This is a genomic window from Variovorax sp. GW821-FHT10D07 (assembly GCF_059415325.1).
The window spans coordinates 91,346-109,199 of record NZ_JBWKMZ010000004.1 but is presented as its reverse complement, the minus strand read 5'-3'; the positions used below and the strand labels follow the sequence as shown (position 1 = coordinate 109,199).

At 71.0% G+C, this 17,854-nt stretch carries 13 protein-coding genes; 2 read left to right on the top strand and 11 right to left on the bottom strand.

From position 1 onward, the window contains the following. Positions 1-31: 31 nt before the first annotated feature. Positions 32-2,200 carry a type VI secretion system-associated FHA domain protein TagH gene (tagH, locus tag AC07PU_RS14920; RefSeq protein WP_495318452.1) on the top strand — a complete coding sequence of 723 codons (2,169 nt, stop codon included), beginning with the start codon at positions 32-34 and terminating at the stop codon, positions 2,198-2,200. After that, positions 2,193-3,011 carry a PP2C family protein-serine/threonine phosphatase gene (locus AC07PU_RS14915; protein WP_296774505.1) on the top strand — a complete coding sequence of 273 codons (819 nt, stop codon included), beginning with the start codon at positions 2,193-2,195 and terminating at the stop codon, positions 3,009-3,011. Before tagH ends, AC07PU_RS14915 begins: the two co-directional genes overlap by 8 nt. A gap of 18 nt (positions 3,012-3,029) precedes the next feature. Here AC07PU_RS14915 and AC07PU_RS14910 read toward each other — a convergent pair whose 3' ends face one another. The 11 genes from AC07PU_RS14910 to AC07PU_RS14860 are packed head-to-tail and all read right to left on the bottom strand — an operon-like array spanning position 3,030 to position 17,827. Then, positions 3,030-3,410, bottom strand: coding sequence for a DUF4150 domain-containing protein (locus AC07PU_RS14910; protein WP_093343911.1), 381 nt, complete (start codon positions 3,408-3,410; stop codon positions 3,030-3,032). Positions 3,411-3,423: 13 nt separating this feature from the next. Next, the gene (locus tag AC07PU_RS14905) at positions 3,424-4,086 is read right to left on the bottom strand and encodes a DUF3540 domain-containing protein (protein WP_495318450.1); all 663 of its coding nucleotides are present in this window, start codon (positions 4,084-4,086) and stop codon (positions 3,424-3,426) included. A 43-nt stretch (positions 4,087-4,129) separates the two neighbouring features. Beyond that, positions 4,130-5,179 (bottom strand): pentapeptide repeat-containing protein, encoded by a 1,050-nt coding sequence (locus AC07PU_RS14900; protein WP_495318448.1) that lies wholly within the window; start codon positions 5,177-5,179, stop codon positions 4,130-4,132. Continuing rightward, entirely contained in the window at positions 5,176-7,695 is a 2,520-nt protein-coding gene (locus AC07PU_RS14895) for a DUF2169 family type VI secretion system accessory protein (RefSeq protein ID WP_495318446.1), read from the bottom strand. Before AC07PU_RS14895 ends, AC07PU_RS14900 begins: the two co-directional genes overlap by 4 nt. Positions 7,696-7,740: 45 nt before the next feature. Then, on the bottom strand, positions 7,741-8,202 hold the full coding sequence (locus tag AC07PU_RS14890) for a hypothetical protein (protein WP_296774499.1): 462 nt from the start codon (positions 8,200-8,202) through the stop codon (positions 7,741-7,743). A 14-nt stretch (positions 8,203-8,216) separates the two neighbouring features. Continuing rightward, positions 8,217-10,610, bottom strand: coding sequence for a type VI secretion system Vgr family protein (locus tag AC07PU_RS14885; RefSeq protein WP_143129169.1), 2,394 nt, complete (start codon positions 10,608-10,610; stop codon positions 8,217-8,219). A 15-nt stretch (positions 10,611-10,625) separates the two neighbouring features. Beyond that, entirely contained in the window at positions 10,626-13,346 is a 2,721-nt protein-coding gene (gene tssH / locus AC07PU_RS14880) for a type VI secretion system ATPase TssH (RefSeq protein WP_495318443.1), read from the bottom strand. Beyond that, positions 13,343-14,527 (bottom strand): type VI secretion system baseplate subunit TssG, encoded by a 1,185-nt coding sequence (tssG, locus tag AC07PU_RS14875; RefSeq protein ID WP_495318441.1) that lies wholly within the window; start codon positions 14,525-14,527, stop codon positions 13,343-13,345. Before tssG ends, tssH begins: the two co-directional genes overlap by 4 nt. Next, positions 14,524-16,404 carry a type VI secretion system baseplate subunit TssF gene (tssF, locus tag AC07PU_RS14870; protein WP_208511656.1) on the bottom strand — a complete coding sequence of 627 codons (1,881 nt, stop codon included), beginning with the start codon at positions 16,402-16,404 and terminating at the stop codon, positions 14,524-14,526. The genes tssG and tssF overlap by 4 nt, the downstream gene beginning before the upstream one ends. Next, positions 16,404-16,961, bottom strand: coding sequence for a type VI secretion system baseplate subunit TssE (gene tssE / locus AC07PU_RS14865; RefSeq protein WP_495318439.1), 558 nt, complete (start codon positions 16,959-16,961; stop codon positions 16,404-16,406). Before tssE ends, tssF begins: the two co-directional genes overlap by 1 nt. After that, positions 16,961-17,827 carry a type VI secretion system accessory protein TagJ gene (locus AC07PU_RS14860; RefSeq protein WP_495318437.1) on the bottom strand — a complete coding sequence of 289 codons (867 nt, stop codon included), beginning with the start codon at positions 17,825-17,827 and terminating at the stop codon, positions 16,961-16,963. The genes tssE and AC07PU_RS14860 overlap by 1 nt, the downstream gene beginning before the upstream one ends. Positions 17,828-17,854 lie beyond the last annotated feature (27 nt).

The following is a 17,854-nucleotide window of genomic DNA, read 5'->3' as shown; positions in this document are numbered from 1 at the left end:
CAGGAGCCCGTTTCATGAATTGGGAGATGCCATGCGTTGGACGGTGATCGAACATGCGGGCAGGCCGGTGGCCGCGGGCCCGTCGGCCCTGCTCGCGGCCCCGGGCGGCACCATCGGCCGCAGCCCCGACAACCACCTCGTGCTGCCCGACGAACAGCGGCAGATCTCGCGCCTGCAGGCCACGGTGCGCTTCGACGACGAAGGCCGCGCGGTGCTGCGCAACATGAGCGCGGTGCTGCCGATCAGCGTGAACGGACAGACGCTGCGGCACGACCAGGAGTCGCCGATCGCCGAGGGCGATCGCGTGACCATCGGCAGCTACGTGCTCGAGGCCGCGCCTGCGAGTGCAGCAGCCACGAGCCGCGCGGCGCCATCGATCGCGGCCGCCGAGCCCACCATCGCATGGCCGCCCGCGATCGAGCCCGCGAGTTCGCGCCTGGCGTCGGCGCCCGTGAGCTCGCGCATCGCATCGACACCGGACTTCGGTGCGCAGGCCGCGTCGCTGCCGACATCGATGCCACCGCCCGCACCGGCCCATCCATCACCGATGCCCGCGGCAGCGCCGCTCGATGCGCTGCTGCCGCAGGCACCGGTGTCCGATGTGTTCGCCGACCTGTTCGGCGCGGGCGCGCTGCCGATCGGGGACACGCATGCCGCGCCACCGCGCGAAGTGCCCGCGCCGCAACCGGTGCCGCCACCGGTGCAGCGGCCGTCTGCGCCCGCGCCCGTGGCCGCACCGGTCTTCGCGCCGGCGCCGCCCCCCGCGTTCGCGCCTCCGCCCGCCGCAACGCCGTCGCCCTTCGCGGTGCCCGCACCGGCACCGGCCGCGCGCTCGGCCATGCCCACCGCGGCCGACTGGGACGCGATCCTCGCCAACGCGCCGCGCCGCGTCGACAGCACGCCCGAGCCCATGCCCGACCCGTTCGCGCACGAGCCCTTCGAGTTGCCCTCGCAGGCGCGCAGGAACCCGGCCGATCCGCTGGCACAGCTGAATCCCGGCGCCACCACCGACGTGTCCGACTTCGCGCTCAAGCGCGGCATCGATCCGCTGTCGCTGTTCGCGGCCGACCAGCACGCGCCCTCGCCGCTGTCCGATCCGCGCCCCACCGCGCTGACGCATGCGCCCGCGCTCGAGGACGTGCATCCCGCGATGGACCTGCTCGAGAAGCGGCCGACGGTGCCGGGCTACAGCCAGTCGAACCATGCGCGCGAGGTGTCGGGCCAGTTCCGTCCACCGACGCCGATGCCGCTGCCCGTGGCGCAGCCGCCCGCGCGCATGGTCGAGCCCGAGCCCGTGCGCGAGGCAGCGCCCGCGACGCCGGTCGCCGCGCCGCCCACCGCATCGATGCAGGGCGCGCCCGTCGAGGCCGCGCTCGCGTCGATGCCGACGCGCGCACCCGCCACGCCCGCCGAAGCACCGCTGCCGGCGGCGCTCTCGACCATGGCCCCGGTGGCGGCGCCCGTGGTGGCACCCGCGCCGGCCGTGGTCGAGGTGCCCATTGAAGTCGTCGCTCCGAAGGCGACCCCCGAACCGGTCGCCGTGGTTGCGCCCCCGAGCCCCGCGGCCGACACCGCGCCCGCGCTGCCCGCGGCCTCCTGCGAGGCGCTGTTCCGCGCCTTCCTCGATGGTGCCGGCGTGCCCGACGTCGCGGGCCAGCAGCAGCTCGATGCCGAGATGATGCGCAGGCTCGGCCGGCTGATGCGGGCCTTCACCGACGGCACCATCGAGCTGCTGTCCTCGCGCGCGATGCTCAAGCGCGAGGTGCGCGCCGAGATCACGATGATCGTGGACGAGGAAAACAACCCGTTCAAGATCCTGCCCAACGGCCGCGCGGTGCTGATGCAGATGTTCGGCGCGCGCATGCCGGGCTTCCTGCCGCCCGAGGCCGCGGTGCACGACGCGCTCGGCGACCTGCAGTCGCACCAGCTCGGCATGGTCGCGGGCATGCGCGCCGCGCTGCTCATGGTGCTGCAGCGCTTCGACCCCGAGGCGCTCAAGAAGGACACGCCGCACGACGGCGGCCTCGGCGAGAAGCTGCTGCCCGGCGGGCGCGAGGCGCGCCTGTGGCGCCAGCTGCAGCAGTTGCACGCCGAGACCACGGCTGCGGTCGAGGACGACTTCCAGGCCGTGTTCGGCCGGGCCTTCCAGCAGGCCTACGACCGGGAAATGGAACGATTGAAGGAGGCACGCCGTGCTTGAAGCGACCCGCACGACCCCGTTCGCCGTCCCGCTGTCCACGTCGCAGTTCTCCTGCGTGGGCGAGCGCAGCGGCAACCAGGATGCGATCGGCTACCACCTCGACGACTGGTTCGGCTGCTTCGTCGTGAGCGACGGCGTGGGCGGCAATGCCGGCGGCGAGCAGGCCGCGCGCACCGCGGTCGACACCGCGCTCAATGCCTTCGTCGCCAACCCCTCGGTGGCCGCCGAGGACATCCAGCAGTGCGTGACGCGCGCCAACGACGCGATCCTCGCGCGCCAGCGCGCGCAGGCCGAGCAGGGAAAGATGAGCGCGACCTTCGTCTCGCTGTTCGTCGACCGCAGCAACGGCCAGGCGCGCTGGGCCCACGTGGGCGACAGCCGCCTCTACTGGTTCCGTCGCGGCGTGCTGATGGAACGCACCGAGGACCACAGCCTGTCGCAGCGCTCGCGCGAAGGCATGGCGCAGGGCGAGGCCGTGCCCGCCAACGGCGCGCAGGCCCTGATCCAGAGCAACCTGCTCTACCGCGCGCTGGGCGCGCGCGAGCGCGCCGAGGCCACCGTCTCGGGCACGCAGCGGCTGGCCGACGGCGATGCCTTCCTGCTGTGCACCGACGGGCTGTGGCAGCTGATCTCGCAGCAGGTCATGGAACGCTCGCTGCAGCTGGCCGACAGCGCCGAGGAATGGCTCGCGCTGCTGCGCCGCGCGGCCGAGGCCAAGGCCGACGAGTCGCGCGACAACTTCTCGGCGCTCGCGGTGTGGGTGGGCTTTCCGCAGCAGGTGACGCTGGCGGGCACCGCCACGCCGCGCTGAGCGCGAGGCCCTGCGGCTTCAGGCCGCGAGCACCAGCACCTTGAGCTGGCTCGGCACCAGCCGCATGCCGACGATGTTGCAGCGGTTCTGCAGCGTGATGCTGGTGACGCGCGTCGCGGGCGTGCCCTTGAGCAGCACCGTGAAGGCACCCGTCAGGTGGCGCGACTGCTGCATGAAGGTCTGCGAGATCATGCCGCCGAGCACCCCGGGCTGGTCGCCCAGCGTGATCGGCGTGACGGTCGCCATGTTGTGGGCCGGCATGCCCATGAACAGGATGTTCCAGGCATTGGGAATGGCCATCGGCCCCAGCGCCATGTTGGGAAAGGGAATGGGCACCGGTGTGCGGCACACGTCGGGGAACGCGAGGTCCATCCCGAACAGCTGGCAATTGGCGAACATGCGGCCTCCCTCCTCAACCCATGTGAATCTGCGCGGCATCGACCTTCACCAGGTCCTGCCCGGTGACGGTCGTGTGCCGGCCGTGGATGCGCACCGTCTCGCTGGCCTTGCAGTCGAGGTGGCGCACGCGCGACTGGTCCATCTCGTCGACGATGCGCAGCGTGTTGCGCGCCATCTGCACGATGCGGTCGGCCACGGTCTCGAAGACCTTGCCGAACAGCTTCGCCGTGCCGGTGGTCGCCTCGACCTCCTTCGCCGTGAGGCGCAGCGCGTCGGTGCGGCAGTCGGCCCTGTCGGCCTGCATCGACCACTGCTCGGCGCTCATGGCGAGCCGCGTGCCGCTGCGCAGCCGCACCTCGCCCTCGCTCTCGATCGCGACCGGGTGCGCGTTGCCGCCGAGCACCAGCGCGCCGTCGACCTCGATGCGGCTGACGGCGGCATCGGCCTGCTCGAGCACGGCGATCAGGAACACGCGGTAGGCGTCCGGCCCCGAGACCAGCACGGTGTCGCCGAGCTGCGGTTTGAGCAGGCAGCTGGCCGCGCGGCGGCAGGTGCGCAGGCCGCCGGCCTCGTCCTCGATGGCGAACTGCCCGTCGGCCAGCAGGCTGCGAACCGTGCCGATCGAATGAACCGGGGACGAGGCGTCGGAGGCGACGCGCAGCGGAACGACGTTCATGGTGATTTCCCTTTTCGAGCTCGGATGAAACGATGGCGCGGCATCAGCGGGCGTCGGACCACGACTGCGCGCGGTGCAGGTCCGGGTCGTTTTCGATGATGCCGCCGCGCCTGGAGAAACGGGTGCCTTGCTGGATGGCGCGGTGCATGCGGGTGCGCAGAAAGTGCGCATCGACCAGGTCCGCATCCGTGAGGTCGGCATAGGAGAAGTCGGCGTCCTCCAGCCCGGCCTGCGCGAAGCTCGCGCCCCGGCAGCGCGCGCGATGGAAGACGGCGAGCGGCAGCCGGGCCTGCGCGAAGTTCACGCCCTCGAGCGTGGCATCCACCCACAGCGACTGGTCGAAGCGCCCCGCGCCGCAGTCGGCGCCGGCCAGGTCGGCCTCCGCGAAGATGGTCATGCAGGCCTCGGCCCCGCCGAAGCGCGCGCCGCGCAGCGAGGCGCCCTTGAAGTTGCTCTGCGTCAGCGTGGCCTCGCGGAAGTCGACCTCGTCGAGCCGCGAGTCGGTGAACTGGCAGCGCGGCAGCACCAGCCCGGCGAAATGCTGGCGCGCGAGCTCGCATTCGAGGAACACCACGCCGTCGCCCTGGAACTGCGCGAAGACGGTGCTGCGCAGGTCGAGCTTGAACATCGTCACGGACTGCAGGCTGGCGCCGGTGAAGTCGCAGCGCGCCAGGTTCGATTCCGTGACGGTGGCCTGCGCCATGCGCCGCGTGCGCAGCGAGGCCTCGGTCAGGTCGCAGCGGAAGAAGGTGACGCGGTCGAGCAGCGCGTCGTCGAAGCGCGCGAGCGCCAGGTGCGACTCGACGAACCCGGCCTGCTCGAGCAGGGCGCCCGAGAAGTTCGCGCGCTCGAAACGCCCGCGGAACAGCTGCAGCTGCCCGCCCTTGGCGCCCGCGAAGTCGCAGTCCGCCATCGTGCAGTGGCTGAGGATGCTGCCCGAGAGGTCGGCGCCGCGGAAATCGGCACCGGTGAAGTCGATGCGGTCCCACAGCGCGCCCGACAGGTCGAGCCCGCGCAGGTCCCAGCCGCGGCAGTCGAGGCCCTGGAGCTGCACGCCGTGGCGCACCGCATCGAGCAGTTCGTCGAGGGTCATGGCGTGGCCTCCGGATCGCGCCGCGGCCAGACCTTGGCATGCTGGGTGTAGGCGTCCTCGAGCAGCGTGGTGGCATCGATGAAGGCCTGCGACACGTCGGCGCGGAACAGGTTCGCCTCGCGCAGGTCGCTGCCCAGCAGGTTCGACTTCGAGAAGTTGGCGTCGATCAGGTTGGCCCCGCGCAGCGAGGCGCGCGCGAGGTTGGCGCGCACGAACAGGCTCTCGCCCGCGACGAAGCCGTCGAGCCGCGCGTCCGACAGGTCGCATTCCGACAGGTCGCAGTTCTCCAGCCGCACCGCGCTCAGGTCCGCGCCCGCGAAGGAGGTGCCGCGCATGCCGCACTGCTTCATGAAGGCGCCCACCGCCGTCACGCCCGCGAACGCGCTGCCCAGCGCGATGCTGCAGGCATCGAAGCGCGCATGCGAGAGATCGACCTGCGCCACCAGCCGCACCGTGACGAAGCCGCAGCGCACCAGCCGCGCGGCATTCAGCGACACGCGCTCCAGGCTGCATTCGAGCAGCAGCACCTGGTTGAGTTCGGCCTGGTCCAGCACCAGGTCGCGCAGCGTCATGCGGCGCAGCGCGACCTGCGTCCAGCGCGAGGACTGCATCGCGCACTCCACCAGCTCGGTCTCGTGCAGCTGGGTCTGGTCGAGCTGCGCGCCGCGCAGGTTGCAGCCCGTGAAGCGCGTGCCGTGGCACAGGGTCTCGCGCAGGCTGGCCGACGAGAGGTCGCAGTCCTGCAGGTGCGCGCCGCCGAGGTTGGCCTTGTCGAGCCGGCTGCCGGCCAGCAGCGTGCCGGTCAGCAGCGCGCGCGCGAGCACGGCTTCGGTGAAGTCGCAGCCCTCGAGGTTGGCGCCCTGCAGGTTCGCGTCGGCCAGCACCGCGTGGCTGAAGTCGGCGCCGCGCAGGTCCATGCCCGAGAGGTCGGCGCCCGTGAGGTTCATCTTCGAGAAGTGGCGCGCCTCGGGCCCGGCCGCGGCGAGCCGGCGCCGCAGCTTGGCGGCGCGGAAGCTGGTCACGCGCGGGGCCTCGGGCGCCAGGTGCGCCGAGTACAGGCGGCCCTGCAGCTTCAGCGGATCGGTCTCCAGCGGCGGGTCGGCGTCCTCGTCGCCCGGGCCTTGCTCGTCATCCCCGAAGGCCGACGGCGCCGGGTCCTGAGGCGCCGTCGCGCGCTCGGCCTCGACGCGCGCCGCCTCGCCCTCGAGCCGTTCGCGCGCCTGCTGCGCCTGCGCCTCGGCCCGCTCGAGGTACTCGGGCAGGTCGTCGAAGCCCGGCAGCACCTCGGGCACCGGCAACGGCGCGAGGTACTCGGCGGGGTCGAGCCCCTGCGCGAGCAGCTCGGCGCGCTGCTGCTCGTGGTGCCGGCGCATGCCGGCCTGCAGGTTGCGCGGCAAGGGCTCGGCCAGGGTGTCGGGCATGCGCATCGCGGTCCATTCCGCGAGCAGCGCGCGCGGCACCAGGTCGCTGTCGCGCAGCACGTGGACGGCGCTCTTCTCCGGATCGATGCGCTTGCGCAGCACGTCGGCGTAGTGCGCGTCCGTGCGCGGCGCATCGGGCAGTTCGAGCGACGGCATGATGTGCTTCACGTCGGCCGCATCGTCCTCGCGGATCGGCGTCGAGCCGTGCCACACCAGCACCACGCGCTCGCGGTCGGGAAAGAACCAGGCGGTGCTGAGCCCGAGCTCGACCCGGCGCAGCGCGCCGACCTCCTTGTCGAAGTTGAGGTGGCACACGGCCTGCCACGGCGGCAGGTGGCCGCGCAGCACCGGGATGCTCGGGTGCATGTTCCAGATCTCGTAGGGCGCGCCCGCGGGCAGCGCCGGCTGGCCGAAGCGCTGCTCGGGGCCGGCGGCATTGAAGAAGCGCCAGTCGAGGTCGTCGGCGAAACCCGGGAAGCCGTTCTGCAGCCAGGCATCGTCGTAGCGCGTGCCGACCAGCGCCATGCGCTGCGGCGCATCGGGCAGCAAGCCCGAGAACGAGGCCGGCCGCGGCCGCTGCCCACGGCGCTGGATCTGCTGCCCCACCACCTCGACGTTGGGCAGCCGGCAGGTCGGCACGCCGTTGACGAGCTCGTCGACCGTGCCCAGGCCCAGCGGATTCTCGGGCACGTCGGGACCGCCGAAGGCATGGCGCCAGTCGAGCGGCATCCGCTCGAACGCGGCCGGCTCGGTGATGTGGCCGCCGAGCCAGAAACGGTCGCCGAACACGGCCAGCGAACGATCGACCGTGCCCACGCGCAGCCGCGCCGCGCAGCGGGTCTTGTCCTCCTGGTGCGCGGTGTAGGCGAAGCCGCTGGCCAGCACCTCGGCCTCGCCCTTGGGCATGCTCATGTCGAGCACGCTGCCGGGGTCGAGCACCTCGCCCGCCATCTGCCAGAGCTCCTGCTCGGGCTGCAGGCGCGGCTCGGCCTCCAGGCTGGCGCAGGCCAGCACGGCGATGCCCAGGTGATTGCCGGAGCGCCAGCGGTAGGGGCGGGTGAGCAGGCTGAGGCGAAAGGGCTTGACGATCTTCAAGGGTCGGCTTCGGAAGGGAAGGCAGCGCGCGATGCCGGCGCGGGATCAGAAGGAAAAGCCGGCCGGCCCGGCGATCGGCGAGATCACCAGGTCGGTGGCGGGCGAGGCGGAGGCGAAGCGCACGAGCACGGGCCGGCCCACCGCGTACAGCGGCAGCTCGTTGAGCATCACCACCTGCTGCACGCCGACCTGGCGCTCGATGCCGCCGCGGTCGGCGAAGCGCACGGTGAGGTTCATCAGCGGGCTGGTGTCGCTGTAGGCATCGCCGATCTCGCTGCCGACGATCACGCCCTGCGCCTGCGCGTCGAAGCCGCGGCTGCGTGCCTCGCGGCGGCGGATCTCGAGCAGCTCCCAGGCGCCGCACAGCAGCGCCGAGCCCGCGAACATCAGCGCGATGCAGGGCAGCGCCAGCCACATCGGGAAGGTTTCCAGCGGCACCAGCATCGGCAGCAGGCCCGCGGCCACCAGCACGGCACCCAGGACCCGGATCCAACGTCGGCGGGGCATGGCGGTCGCTGCCATCACATGATCAGCACCAGGATCTTGATGTCCACGTAGATCGGGCCGATCGAGATCTTGGTTTCGGTCTTCTGGTTCAGCGCGCGGTTCGACCAGCGGTAGGCCTTGATGTCGAAGCTCGCGCCGCCGATGTTGGTGGAGGCCAGGTTGAAGGTCTCCGACAGCGAGGCGTAGGTGAAGGAGTTCACGAACGCGATCGAGAACAGCAGCGGCGCCTGCGAGCGGATGTAGCTCGAGGCCTTGGTGGTGGCGCTGCCGCCGGCCACGGTCTCGATGCTGCCGTCGTACTTGTTGGTGTGCTTCTCGGTCGAATGCAGCAGGATCTTCTTGGCCTTGACGTTGAAGTCGGTCTCGGCCTCGATCGACACGTTCTTGGCCCAGCCCTTGTAGTCGCCGGCCGAGACGGTGGAGGTGTGGTTGCCGGTCGAGATCGTCTCCGTGAGGCCGTCCTTGATCGTGTCCTTGCCGCCGCCGCTCAGGATGTCGCGCTCCCACCCGGTCTTGTAGCTCTCGAAGCGCTTGCCGGTCCAGGTCTCCAGCCTGGAGTCGCCGGTCTTGACGTGCTCGATCATGCCCTCCTTCACGTCCACGTGCAGCGCCTGGTCGAAGGTCTCCTGCCGCAGGTCGGCCATCACGTGCACCTCGGAGCGCCCGGTCTCGACCGTTTCCTTGGCGCCTTCCTTGGTCGTGATCTCGATGCTGTTGTTGAAGAAGTGCTCGGTCTTCTTCGTCACCTCGAGCTTCGAGCCCGACTTGTAGATCGCGTGGTCGAGGCCCTCGTTGACCGTGGTGGTCCGCGCCTGGTCCACGGTCAGCTCGTCGTTCTTCTGGACGTGGGTGGTGCGGTTGCCGTCCACCGTGTGGGTCTCGTCGTTCTCGACCTCGATGACGAAGTCCTTCTGCGCATGGATCTTGATCGACTCGTTGCTCGGGTCGTCGTCGATCACGAAGTGGTTGGCCAGCTCGCCGTTGCCCTTGATCGTGCGGCTGATGAAGCCGCTGACCGTGGCCTTGGCCGGCAGCTCGAGCGGCGGCATCTGGTCGGCGTTGTAGACGCGGCCGATGATCAGCGGCCGGTCGGGACAGCCGGCGATGAAGTCGACCACCACCTCCTGGCCGATGCGCGGATGGTTGACCGCGCCGAAGTTCGAGCCGGCCCAGGCGCTCGACACGCGCACCCAGCACGAGCTGTCCTCGTTGCGCTGGCCGTAGCGGTCCCAGCGGAACTGCACCTTCACGCGGCCGTACTTGTCGATCCAGATGTCCTCGCCGGCCGGCCCCACCACGGTGGCGGTCTGCGGCCCGTTGGTGGTCGGGATGCGCGTCACGCGCGGCGCGCGGTAGGGGAACGAGGTCGGCTGCACGCCGAACTGGAAGCCGTAGTCGCCGTCGCCGTTGCCCGAGGCGTAGCCGCCCTCGCGCAGGTTGTAGAGCACCGAGACGATCAGGTACTCGCGGTTGTCCTCGTCGCGCGGCGCGTTCTGCATCGTGAAGCGGTAGCCGGGCGCCATGCCGCGCACGGTGGCGTGGCCGATGTCGAGCTCGGCCTGGGCCTGCGCCTCCTCGAGCCGGATGCGCGCGTAGTGCTCGCCCTGGCCGGCGTCGCTGTAGCCGCCGAGCCATTCATACATCTCGTACTGGCCGTGGTCGTTGCCGCGCGGCTGGCTGCGCGTGGTGAGCAGGTCGGCCTTGGGCTTCTTGAAGTCGAAGTCGTCGACCACGTAGGTGCCGGGACGGATCTCCTCGGTCACCTCCCACTGGTCGATGGCCTCGCGGCCCGGATCGCCCACGCGGTCGGTCGAGACGTAGCTGATCCTCGGGTACTCGGGCAGCGTCTCGTGCGCGCTCATGTCGTCGGCCAGCACCAGCGTGTGCTGGTTCTTCTCGTGCTTGAAGAAGTAGTAGATGCCCTCGTGCTCCATGAGCCGGCTCACGAACGCGAAGTCGGTCTCCTGGTACTGCACGCAGTAGTCCCACTGCCGGTACGAGGCCGTGAGCTTCTTCTCGAGCGCGAAGCCGTACTCGCCGAGCACCTCCTCGAGGATCTCGACCACCGACTTGTTCTGGAAGATCTTGCAGTCGCTGGTGCGCGTGAGATACCACAGCCACGGCCGCACCGAGGCGCGGTACACCATGTAGCGCGACGAGGCCGCGTCGCGCCCGACCAACGTGAAGCGCGTGATCTGGCCGTTGAGGTAGCGCGGCGTGCCGGTGAGCGTGCGGATCTCGAGCGTGAGCGGCTTGCCGAGCATGGCCTTCATGTCGACCGAGGTGTTCGGACTCAGCAGGTCGACCTCGAACTCGAACAGCTGGGACAGGCCCTCGCTGCCGTGCATCGAGCGGAACAGCAGCTGGTCTTCTGCGAGCGGTGTGTGGGCGGTGACGACACGGGCCATGGCAACTCCCTTCGCTTAGCTGGCTTCGGAAAATTCGTAGTGGAAGTCGTCGCCCTGCGCCGAGAGTTCGACGCCCGCGAGCTTGCGCGCACTGACCGTGGCGCCGATGACTTCCTCGCTCAATCGCGGCAGGATGGTGTGCGTGAGGATCGCATCGATCATCCGTCCGCCCGACTCGATGGCCGTGCACCGGCGCGCCACCAGCGCCACGGCGCTGTCGGTGTAACCCAGGGCAATGCCGTGGTTGGCCTGCAGGCGCGCGGCCACCCGGTCGAGCTGCAGCCGGATGATGCGGTGCAGCGCATCGGCATGCAGCGGGTAGTAGGGCACCACCACCAGCCGCCCGAGCAGCGCGGGCGCGAACACCTTGAGCAGCGGCTCGCGCAGCGCCTGCGCCAGCGGCTCGGGGTCGGGACGCAGCACCGGGTCCTCGCACAGCTGCATGACCAGGTCGGTGCCGACGTTCGAGGTCATGATGATCACGGTGTTGCGGAAGTCGATGTGGCGGCCCTCGCCGTCCTCCATCCAGCCCTTGTCGAAGACCTGGAAGAAGATCTCGTGCACGTCGGGGTGGGCCTTCTCGATCTCGTCGAGCAGCACCACGCTGTAGGGTCGCCGGCGCACCGCCTCGGTCAGCACGCCGCCTTCGCCGTAGCCCACGTAGCCGGGCGGCGCGCCCTTGAGCGTGGAGACGGTATGCGACTCCTGGAACTCGCTCATGTTGATGGTGACGAGGTTCTGCTCGCCGCCGTACAGCGCCTCCGACAGCGCGAGCGCGGTCTCGGTCTTGCCCACGCCCGAGGGGCCGCACAGCAGGAACACGCCGACCGGCTTGTTGGGGTTGTCCAGCCGCGCGCGCGCGGTGCGGATGCGCCGCGCGATGGTGTCGAGCGCATCGGTCTGCGCGACCACGCGCTGCGACAGGATCTCGCCGAGCCGCAGCACCGACTGCGCATCGTCGCGCACCATGCGCCCGATCGGGATGCCGGTCCAGTCGGCCACCACCGTGGCCACGGCCTGCGCGTCGACCGCGGCGAGGATCAGCGGCGATTCGCCCTGCAGCTGCGAAAGCTTCTGCTGCGCCGCGTCGAGCTCGGCGCGCATCTGCTCGGGCGAGGCCTCGGGCTCGGCGGGCACCGCCTCTTCTTCGCTTTCTTCATCGCCGTCTTCGGCGACCTCTTCAGCCTGCACCGGCACCGCCGCCGGCGAGAGCCGACGGCGCAGCGCCACGATGCGCTCGACCAGCTCGGCCTCCTCGATGCGCCTTTGCTCGAGCGTCGCGAGCTCGGCCTTGGCGGCATCGATCTGCGCCGCGATGTCCTGCACGCGCTGCGCCTCGCCCACGCCGATCGCGGCCTCGCGCTGCGCGATGCCCGACTCGATGCCCAGCACCTCGATGCGCCGCTGCAGGTCCTCGAGCGCGGCCGGCAGCGCATGCTGGCTCAGCGCCACGCGCGCGCAGGCGGTGTCGAGCAGGCTCACGGCCTTGTCGGGCAGCTGGCGCGCGGGGATGTAGCGGTGCGACAGGCTCACGGCGGCCTCGAGCGCGGCGTCGAGGATCAGCACGCCATGGTGCTTCTCGAGCTCGGCCGAGATGCCGCGCAGCATGATCACGGCCTTGTCCTCGGTCGGCTCCTGCACCTGGATGGTCTGGAAGCGCCGCGTGAGCGCCGGGTCCTTCTCGATGTACTTCTTGTACTCCGACCAGGTGGTGGCGCCGATGGTGCGCAGCCGGCCGCGCGCGAGCGCGGGCTTGAGCAGGTTGGCGGCATCGCCGGTGCCGGCGGTGCCGCCCGCGCCCACCAGCGTGTGGACCTCGTCGACGAACAGCACGATCGGCTTCGGGCTCTTCTCGACCTCGTCGATGACCTGCCGCAGCCGCTGCTCGAACTCGCCCTTGACGCCCGCGCCGGCCTGCAGCAGCGTGGGATCGAGCACCCACAGCGAGACCTCGCGCAGCGAGGGCGGCACGTCGCCCGCGGCCAGGCGCTGGGCCAGGCCCTCGACCACCGCGGTCTTGCCGACGCCGGCCTCGCCCGTGAGCAGCGGATTGTTCTGGCGCCGCCGCATCAGGATGTCGACGATCTGGCGGATCTCGTCGTCGCGGCCGTAGACCGGATCGAGCTCGCCCGCGCGCGCCTTGGCCGTGAGGTCGCTCGCGTACTTGGCGAGCGCCGAGCCGCCCGCGGCCTGCGGCGCGGCACCAGCCTGAGCCGGCGCGCCACCTGTCGCCGGTTCGGGCGCGATGTCGTAGTCGTCCTCGGGCGAGCCCTCGGTCCAGGCCGGCAGCTGCGCGATCAGCACGTCGGGCACCAGCTTGTCGAACTCGCGCGAGATGCCCGAGAGCACCTGGCGCAGCCCCGGCGTCTTGACGATGCCCGCGAGCAGGTAGGCGCCGCGGATCGAGGTCGCCTCGAAGCGCAGGCTCGCATAGACCCAGGCCCGCTCGACCGCGCTGTCGACGTGCTCTGAGATGTCGCTGATCGAGGTCGCGCCGTGCGGCAGCCGGTCGAGCGCGCGCACCAGGTCCTGCTCGACCGCGTCGAGGTTGAGGCCGGCGCGCTTGACGATGCGCAGCAGGTCGCTGTCCTGCAGCTGCAGGATCTGGTGCAGCCAGTGCACGAGTTCGACGTAGGCATTGCCGCGCAGCTTGGCGAAGGCGGTGGCGGTCTCCAATGCCTTGTAGAGCATCGGGTTGAGCTTGGAGAACAGCGAGACGCGGCGGATGTCGGTCATGAGGCCTGGGTGAAGGAAGCGGAGGTGTGGGAAGCGGTGGCTGCGGAACGCGAATGCAGGGCCTCGGGCGCGAACACCAGGTCGCCGGCGTCGGTGTCGGACAGGCGGGTGCCGAGCCAGCTGCCCCAGCCCAGGCGCTGGCCGCCATTGAGCTGCATGCCGCCGGCCTCCTCCTTGCGCAGCACGAGCCGCAGCTCCCACGCGAATTCGATGCCGACGTACTGGCGCACCCAGTCGACCACCTGCTGCAGCCGCTGGCTGCCGGGCAGGAAGGCGCGGTACTGCTCGAGCGTGAGCGGCCCGAGCTCGAGGCGGAACTTGCTCTGCGCATCGCGCACGGCGAGGCCGATGGTGGCGCCGGCGCCGAGCCGGTGGTTGCGCCCGAACAGGCCGATGCGGCTGACCTGCGGTTCGTCGATGGTCACCCAGTCGCTCACGAATTCCTCGATGCGCACCGGCAGGTCGAAGTACAGGCGCAGGATCTGGATCAGGCCCTCGGGGTTGCGCGTCTGGCGCACCAGGTGGCCCGCCATGTGGGTGCGCGCATGGTCGGCGATGCGGTCGCGCTCCTTGAGCCCGGGCTGGCCCATGTTCATGAGGCTCGCGACGTACTCGACGAAGCGGTGGCCGTCGGGCCGGTCGAGGCTGTTGACCGACTGGGCATCGGCCCAGGCGCGGTAGAACAGCAGGATCAGCCGGTGGTGGAACAGGTCGGCGAAGGCGCTGAGCGTGTGGTCGTTGTGGTGCCGCTTGCGCTCGCGCGCGTACTCGGTCAGGTGCAGCGGCAGCGGGCCGTTGGGGCCGAACAGGCCGAAGCCGTAGATCGAGATCTGCGGCGGGCCGTCGCGGCTGTCGTCCACGCCCGAGACGTTCGAGGGCGCGAAGGCCATCGAGGGCTCCTGGCCGAGGCGCAGCGGCTCGTCGAGCGGGCGCGGCGCGCGGCCCAGCAGCGGATGGTCGCCGTGCGCGTCGAGCCGGCGCAGCAGCATGAAGAGGTCGTGCTCGAAGGGCTGCTCGACCAGGCCGGCCCACAACACCGGATCGACCTGCGGCAGGCCGCGCGCGGGCGGCGGCGCGGCCTCGGTCCGCACCTCGTGCACCACCGCCCGATCCACCGCGTCGCTCGCCTGCGCGTCCTGCGCGGCGTCCGAGTCCTCGCGGAGGTCGGTGGTGCTGTTCATACGGCGGGTCGGCGTCCGATGCGCGGCGTCCAGCGCGCGATCTCGCCGCGCTGCAGGCTGGCCAGCGCGAACTCGGTGAAGGCGTTGAGCGACACGTGGCGGCTGAAGAACTGCTCGAGCACGGCGCCGAACAGGTACGGGCTCGCGCCCGAGAACGCGGTCTCGTCGAGCTTCAGCGCGATCTCCACGCCGCGGCCGAAGACGATCGGGCCCGGCTCGGGCAAGCGGCGGAACACCGGCGCCAGCTTCATCGAGCGCACGCCCTGGATCTGCCGGCGCACCGCGGGATCGGCGAGGTTGCCGTAGAGGTCGAGCATCTCGCGCAGCGCGGCCGCGCCCTGGTCGGCATCGACGTCGGTGAGGCTCAGGTAGTTGAGGCCCAGGTGGCTGATGAGGCGCCAGGTCAGCGCGCCCTCGGCCAGCGCCGGGTAGGGCCGCGAGGGCCCGCGCAGGATGCGGATCGCGCGCACCGGTGCCGACACGCGCAGCGTGAAGTCCGACTCCAGCCCGGTGGGCAGCAACAGCGGCAGGTCGCGGTTGGTGCACAGCGCATCGAGCGTGATGTGGCGCAGGCTGTGTGGAAAGGGCGCGTCGTGCTGGTCCACCAGCGAGACGTAGACCTCGCTGCCGGTGTAGCTGGTGCGCGTGCCCTGCGCGCGTGCGCGGTCCGACACCAGCCGCGGTTCGCGCCGCACCGAGAAGTAGGCGCCGAAGTCGCCGTCGTCGGAGGCGAAGGAGCCGAGGAAGGGCCGGAACTCGCGCTCCTCGGAGCCGTTGCTCATGTGGCCGACCACGCGCTCGACGGTGAAGATCTCGAAGTCGCGCGGCCGCGTGCGGTCGATCACCGCATGGTGCTCGTGCTGGCCCGGGCCCACCGGGATGCGGTCGCTGCGGCGCGGCACCAGGTTGACGATCGGCGTGCAGAACAGCGAGAACTGGCGCGCGTCGATCAGCCGCTCGAGGTCGCCGTCGGCGCGGTCGAGCAGGATCACGATCTCCATCGTGGTGCCGCTCATCGCCGCGGCCGCGGCACGCAGCTTGTTGACGCTGAAGAACAGGTAGCGGTCGGGAAAGGCGAAGTACTCGTGCAGCAGCCGGTAGCCCTGGAACGAGCGCGCGTCGTAGGGCAGCAGCGCCTGGTCGGGATCGAAGCCCTCGTGGCGGATCGCCTCCTCGCCCAGCGGCACGATGCGCGCGCCCTGGCCCGCGGTGCCGGGCCCGCTGCGGCAGACGGTGCCGATCGAGTGGTGCACCGCGAGCTCGAGCACGCGCAGCGCATGCAGCTCGGCGCCCGAGAGGAAGAACTCGAGCCGATCGAGCGGCATCTCGGCGAAGCGCGCGCCGCCCACGGCCTCGAGCTTGATCGTGATCGCGCTCTTGGCCTGCCGCGCGACGATCGGCAGCGCATGCAGGATCTCGGCCGGCACCGGTCCCAGGCTGGCCTCGGCGATGCGGATCGGCCACAGCGTGACCGCGTGGCCGGTGCGGAACTCGCAGGCCGTCTGCTCGCCCTTGATCATGCGGCCGCGCAGGATCGTGTGGCGCGGCAGCTCGTAGCCGGCCTTCAGCGAGCCCTCGTTGAGGTTGCCGTCGATCTGCACCACGCCCATGGCGGGCAGCGGCGCGAGGAAGTTCGGATAGACCACCTCGAGCAGCCGCTGCGAGAAGCGCGGGAACTCCGCGTCCATCTTGAGCTGGATGCGCGCCGTGAGGAAGCTGAAGCCCTCGAGCAGCCGCTCGACGTAGGGATCGCTGACCTCGATGCCGCGCATGCCCAGGCGGCCCGCGATCTTCGGATAGCGCTGCGCGAACTCGGCACCGAGCTCGTGCATGTAGGTGAGTTCGCGGTTGTAGTAGTCGAGCAGCCGCGCGTCCATCAGAGGCCTCCGGTCGGGCGCAACATCATGTGGCCGCTTTCCAGGTCCAGCTCCGAGCGCAGGATGAACTCGATCGGATAGGGCACCGACCACAGCGTGCCGCGGATCTCGAGCGCGAGCAGGTTGTGGTGCTCGAGCTCGGTGGCGTCGGTCACGCAGCGCACGTCGATGCTGTCCTTCATGATGCGCGGCTCGAAGTCGATGATGGCGGTGCGGATGGCGGCCTCGACGTCGGCGAAGTCGACCTCCGACATGCGCCCGCCGGCCCAGCCGCGCACGCCGTAGTTGACGACCGAGCGGCGCGCGCGCGGCAGGTCCTGGATCGAATGCGCGGTGCCGAAGTTGGTGGTGTTCAACAGCCACTGCAGGTCGCGCAGCACCGAGTCGCGCAGCAGCTTGCCGCTCATCAGGAAGGCGCCCGCGCGCTCCTGGCGGTTGCTCGGCTGCTTGTCGGTCAGGCGGTCGAGCAGCACCGGCTGCAGCCGGTCGCGCGCGACGCTCTCCTGCTCGCCCTCGACATCGGGGCCCGACCAGGCGGAGGCGCCGGCCGTGGCCATCAGGCGGCCTCCCCGGCGGTGAATTCGACGGTGCGCAGCTCGAGCAGCGCATGGTCGCCCGCGTCGCTGATCAGGGTGCGCTGGCCCGCGCCCGCGAACGCGGCCTCGCCGGGCAGCGGCAGCCAGTCGGTGCGGCGCGCGAGCGCGAGGCCGTCCTCGAGCGCGGCGAGCTCGCCCGCATAGCGCACCGGCACCAGCACGGCCAGGCCGCGGCCATCGGCCAGCTCCACCTGCACCGGCGACCACAGCAGGTCGACCAGGTGCTGCGGCCGCTGGAAGCTCAGGCGGCGCACCGAGGGCAGCGGCAGCCAGCCATAGCCCGCGGGCGTGATGACCTCGAGCGCGGCGCCCAGGCGCGCATCGCCGTCGCAGAGCCAGTCGAAGTCGATGCGCTCGAGCGCTTCGCCATCGACGCGTTCGCTCGCCGCATCGCCCGAGCGGTCCACGGCCTGCAGCAGGCCGCGCAGCGCGGGCGTGGCATCGCGCGCCGACTCGCGCAGCCGGGTGGCCTCGTCGGCCTGGTCGGCCGGCAGCGCTGCGGCCGCGATCAATGCATCGACCCAGTCCGCGCCGTCGCCGAGCACCGCGGGCGCGCGCGCCGCATCGCCGGCCCAGAAGGCGCTGCGCTGGCGCTCGCCGGCCAGCGCCATCGAGCAGGTGGCGCTCGCGGGCGTGAACGAGGGATCGAACTTGACGGCCGCCTTGAGCTGGTCCTCGGCGCGCTGCCATTCGCCGCGCAGCGCGAGGAAGTGGCACAGCGCGAGCCGCAGGCTGGCGTTCTGGGGATCGGCGCGGATCTGCCGCTGTATCCCCTCGGTGTGCTCGGCCACCGAGCGCTCGCCCAGCACTGCAAACGCATCGCCCATGAAGCAGCTTCCTCTGTCGTTTCGCCA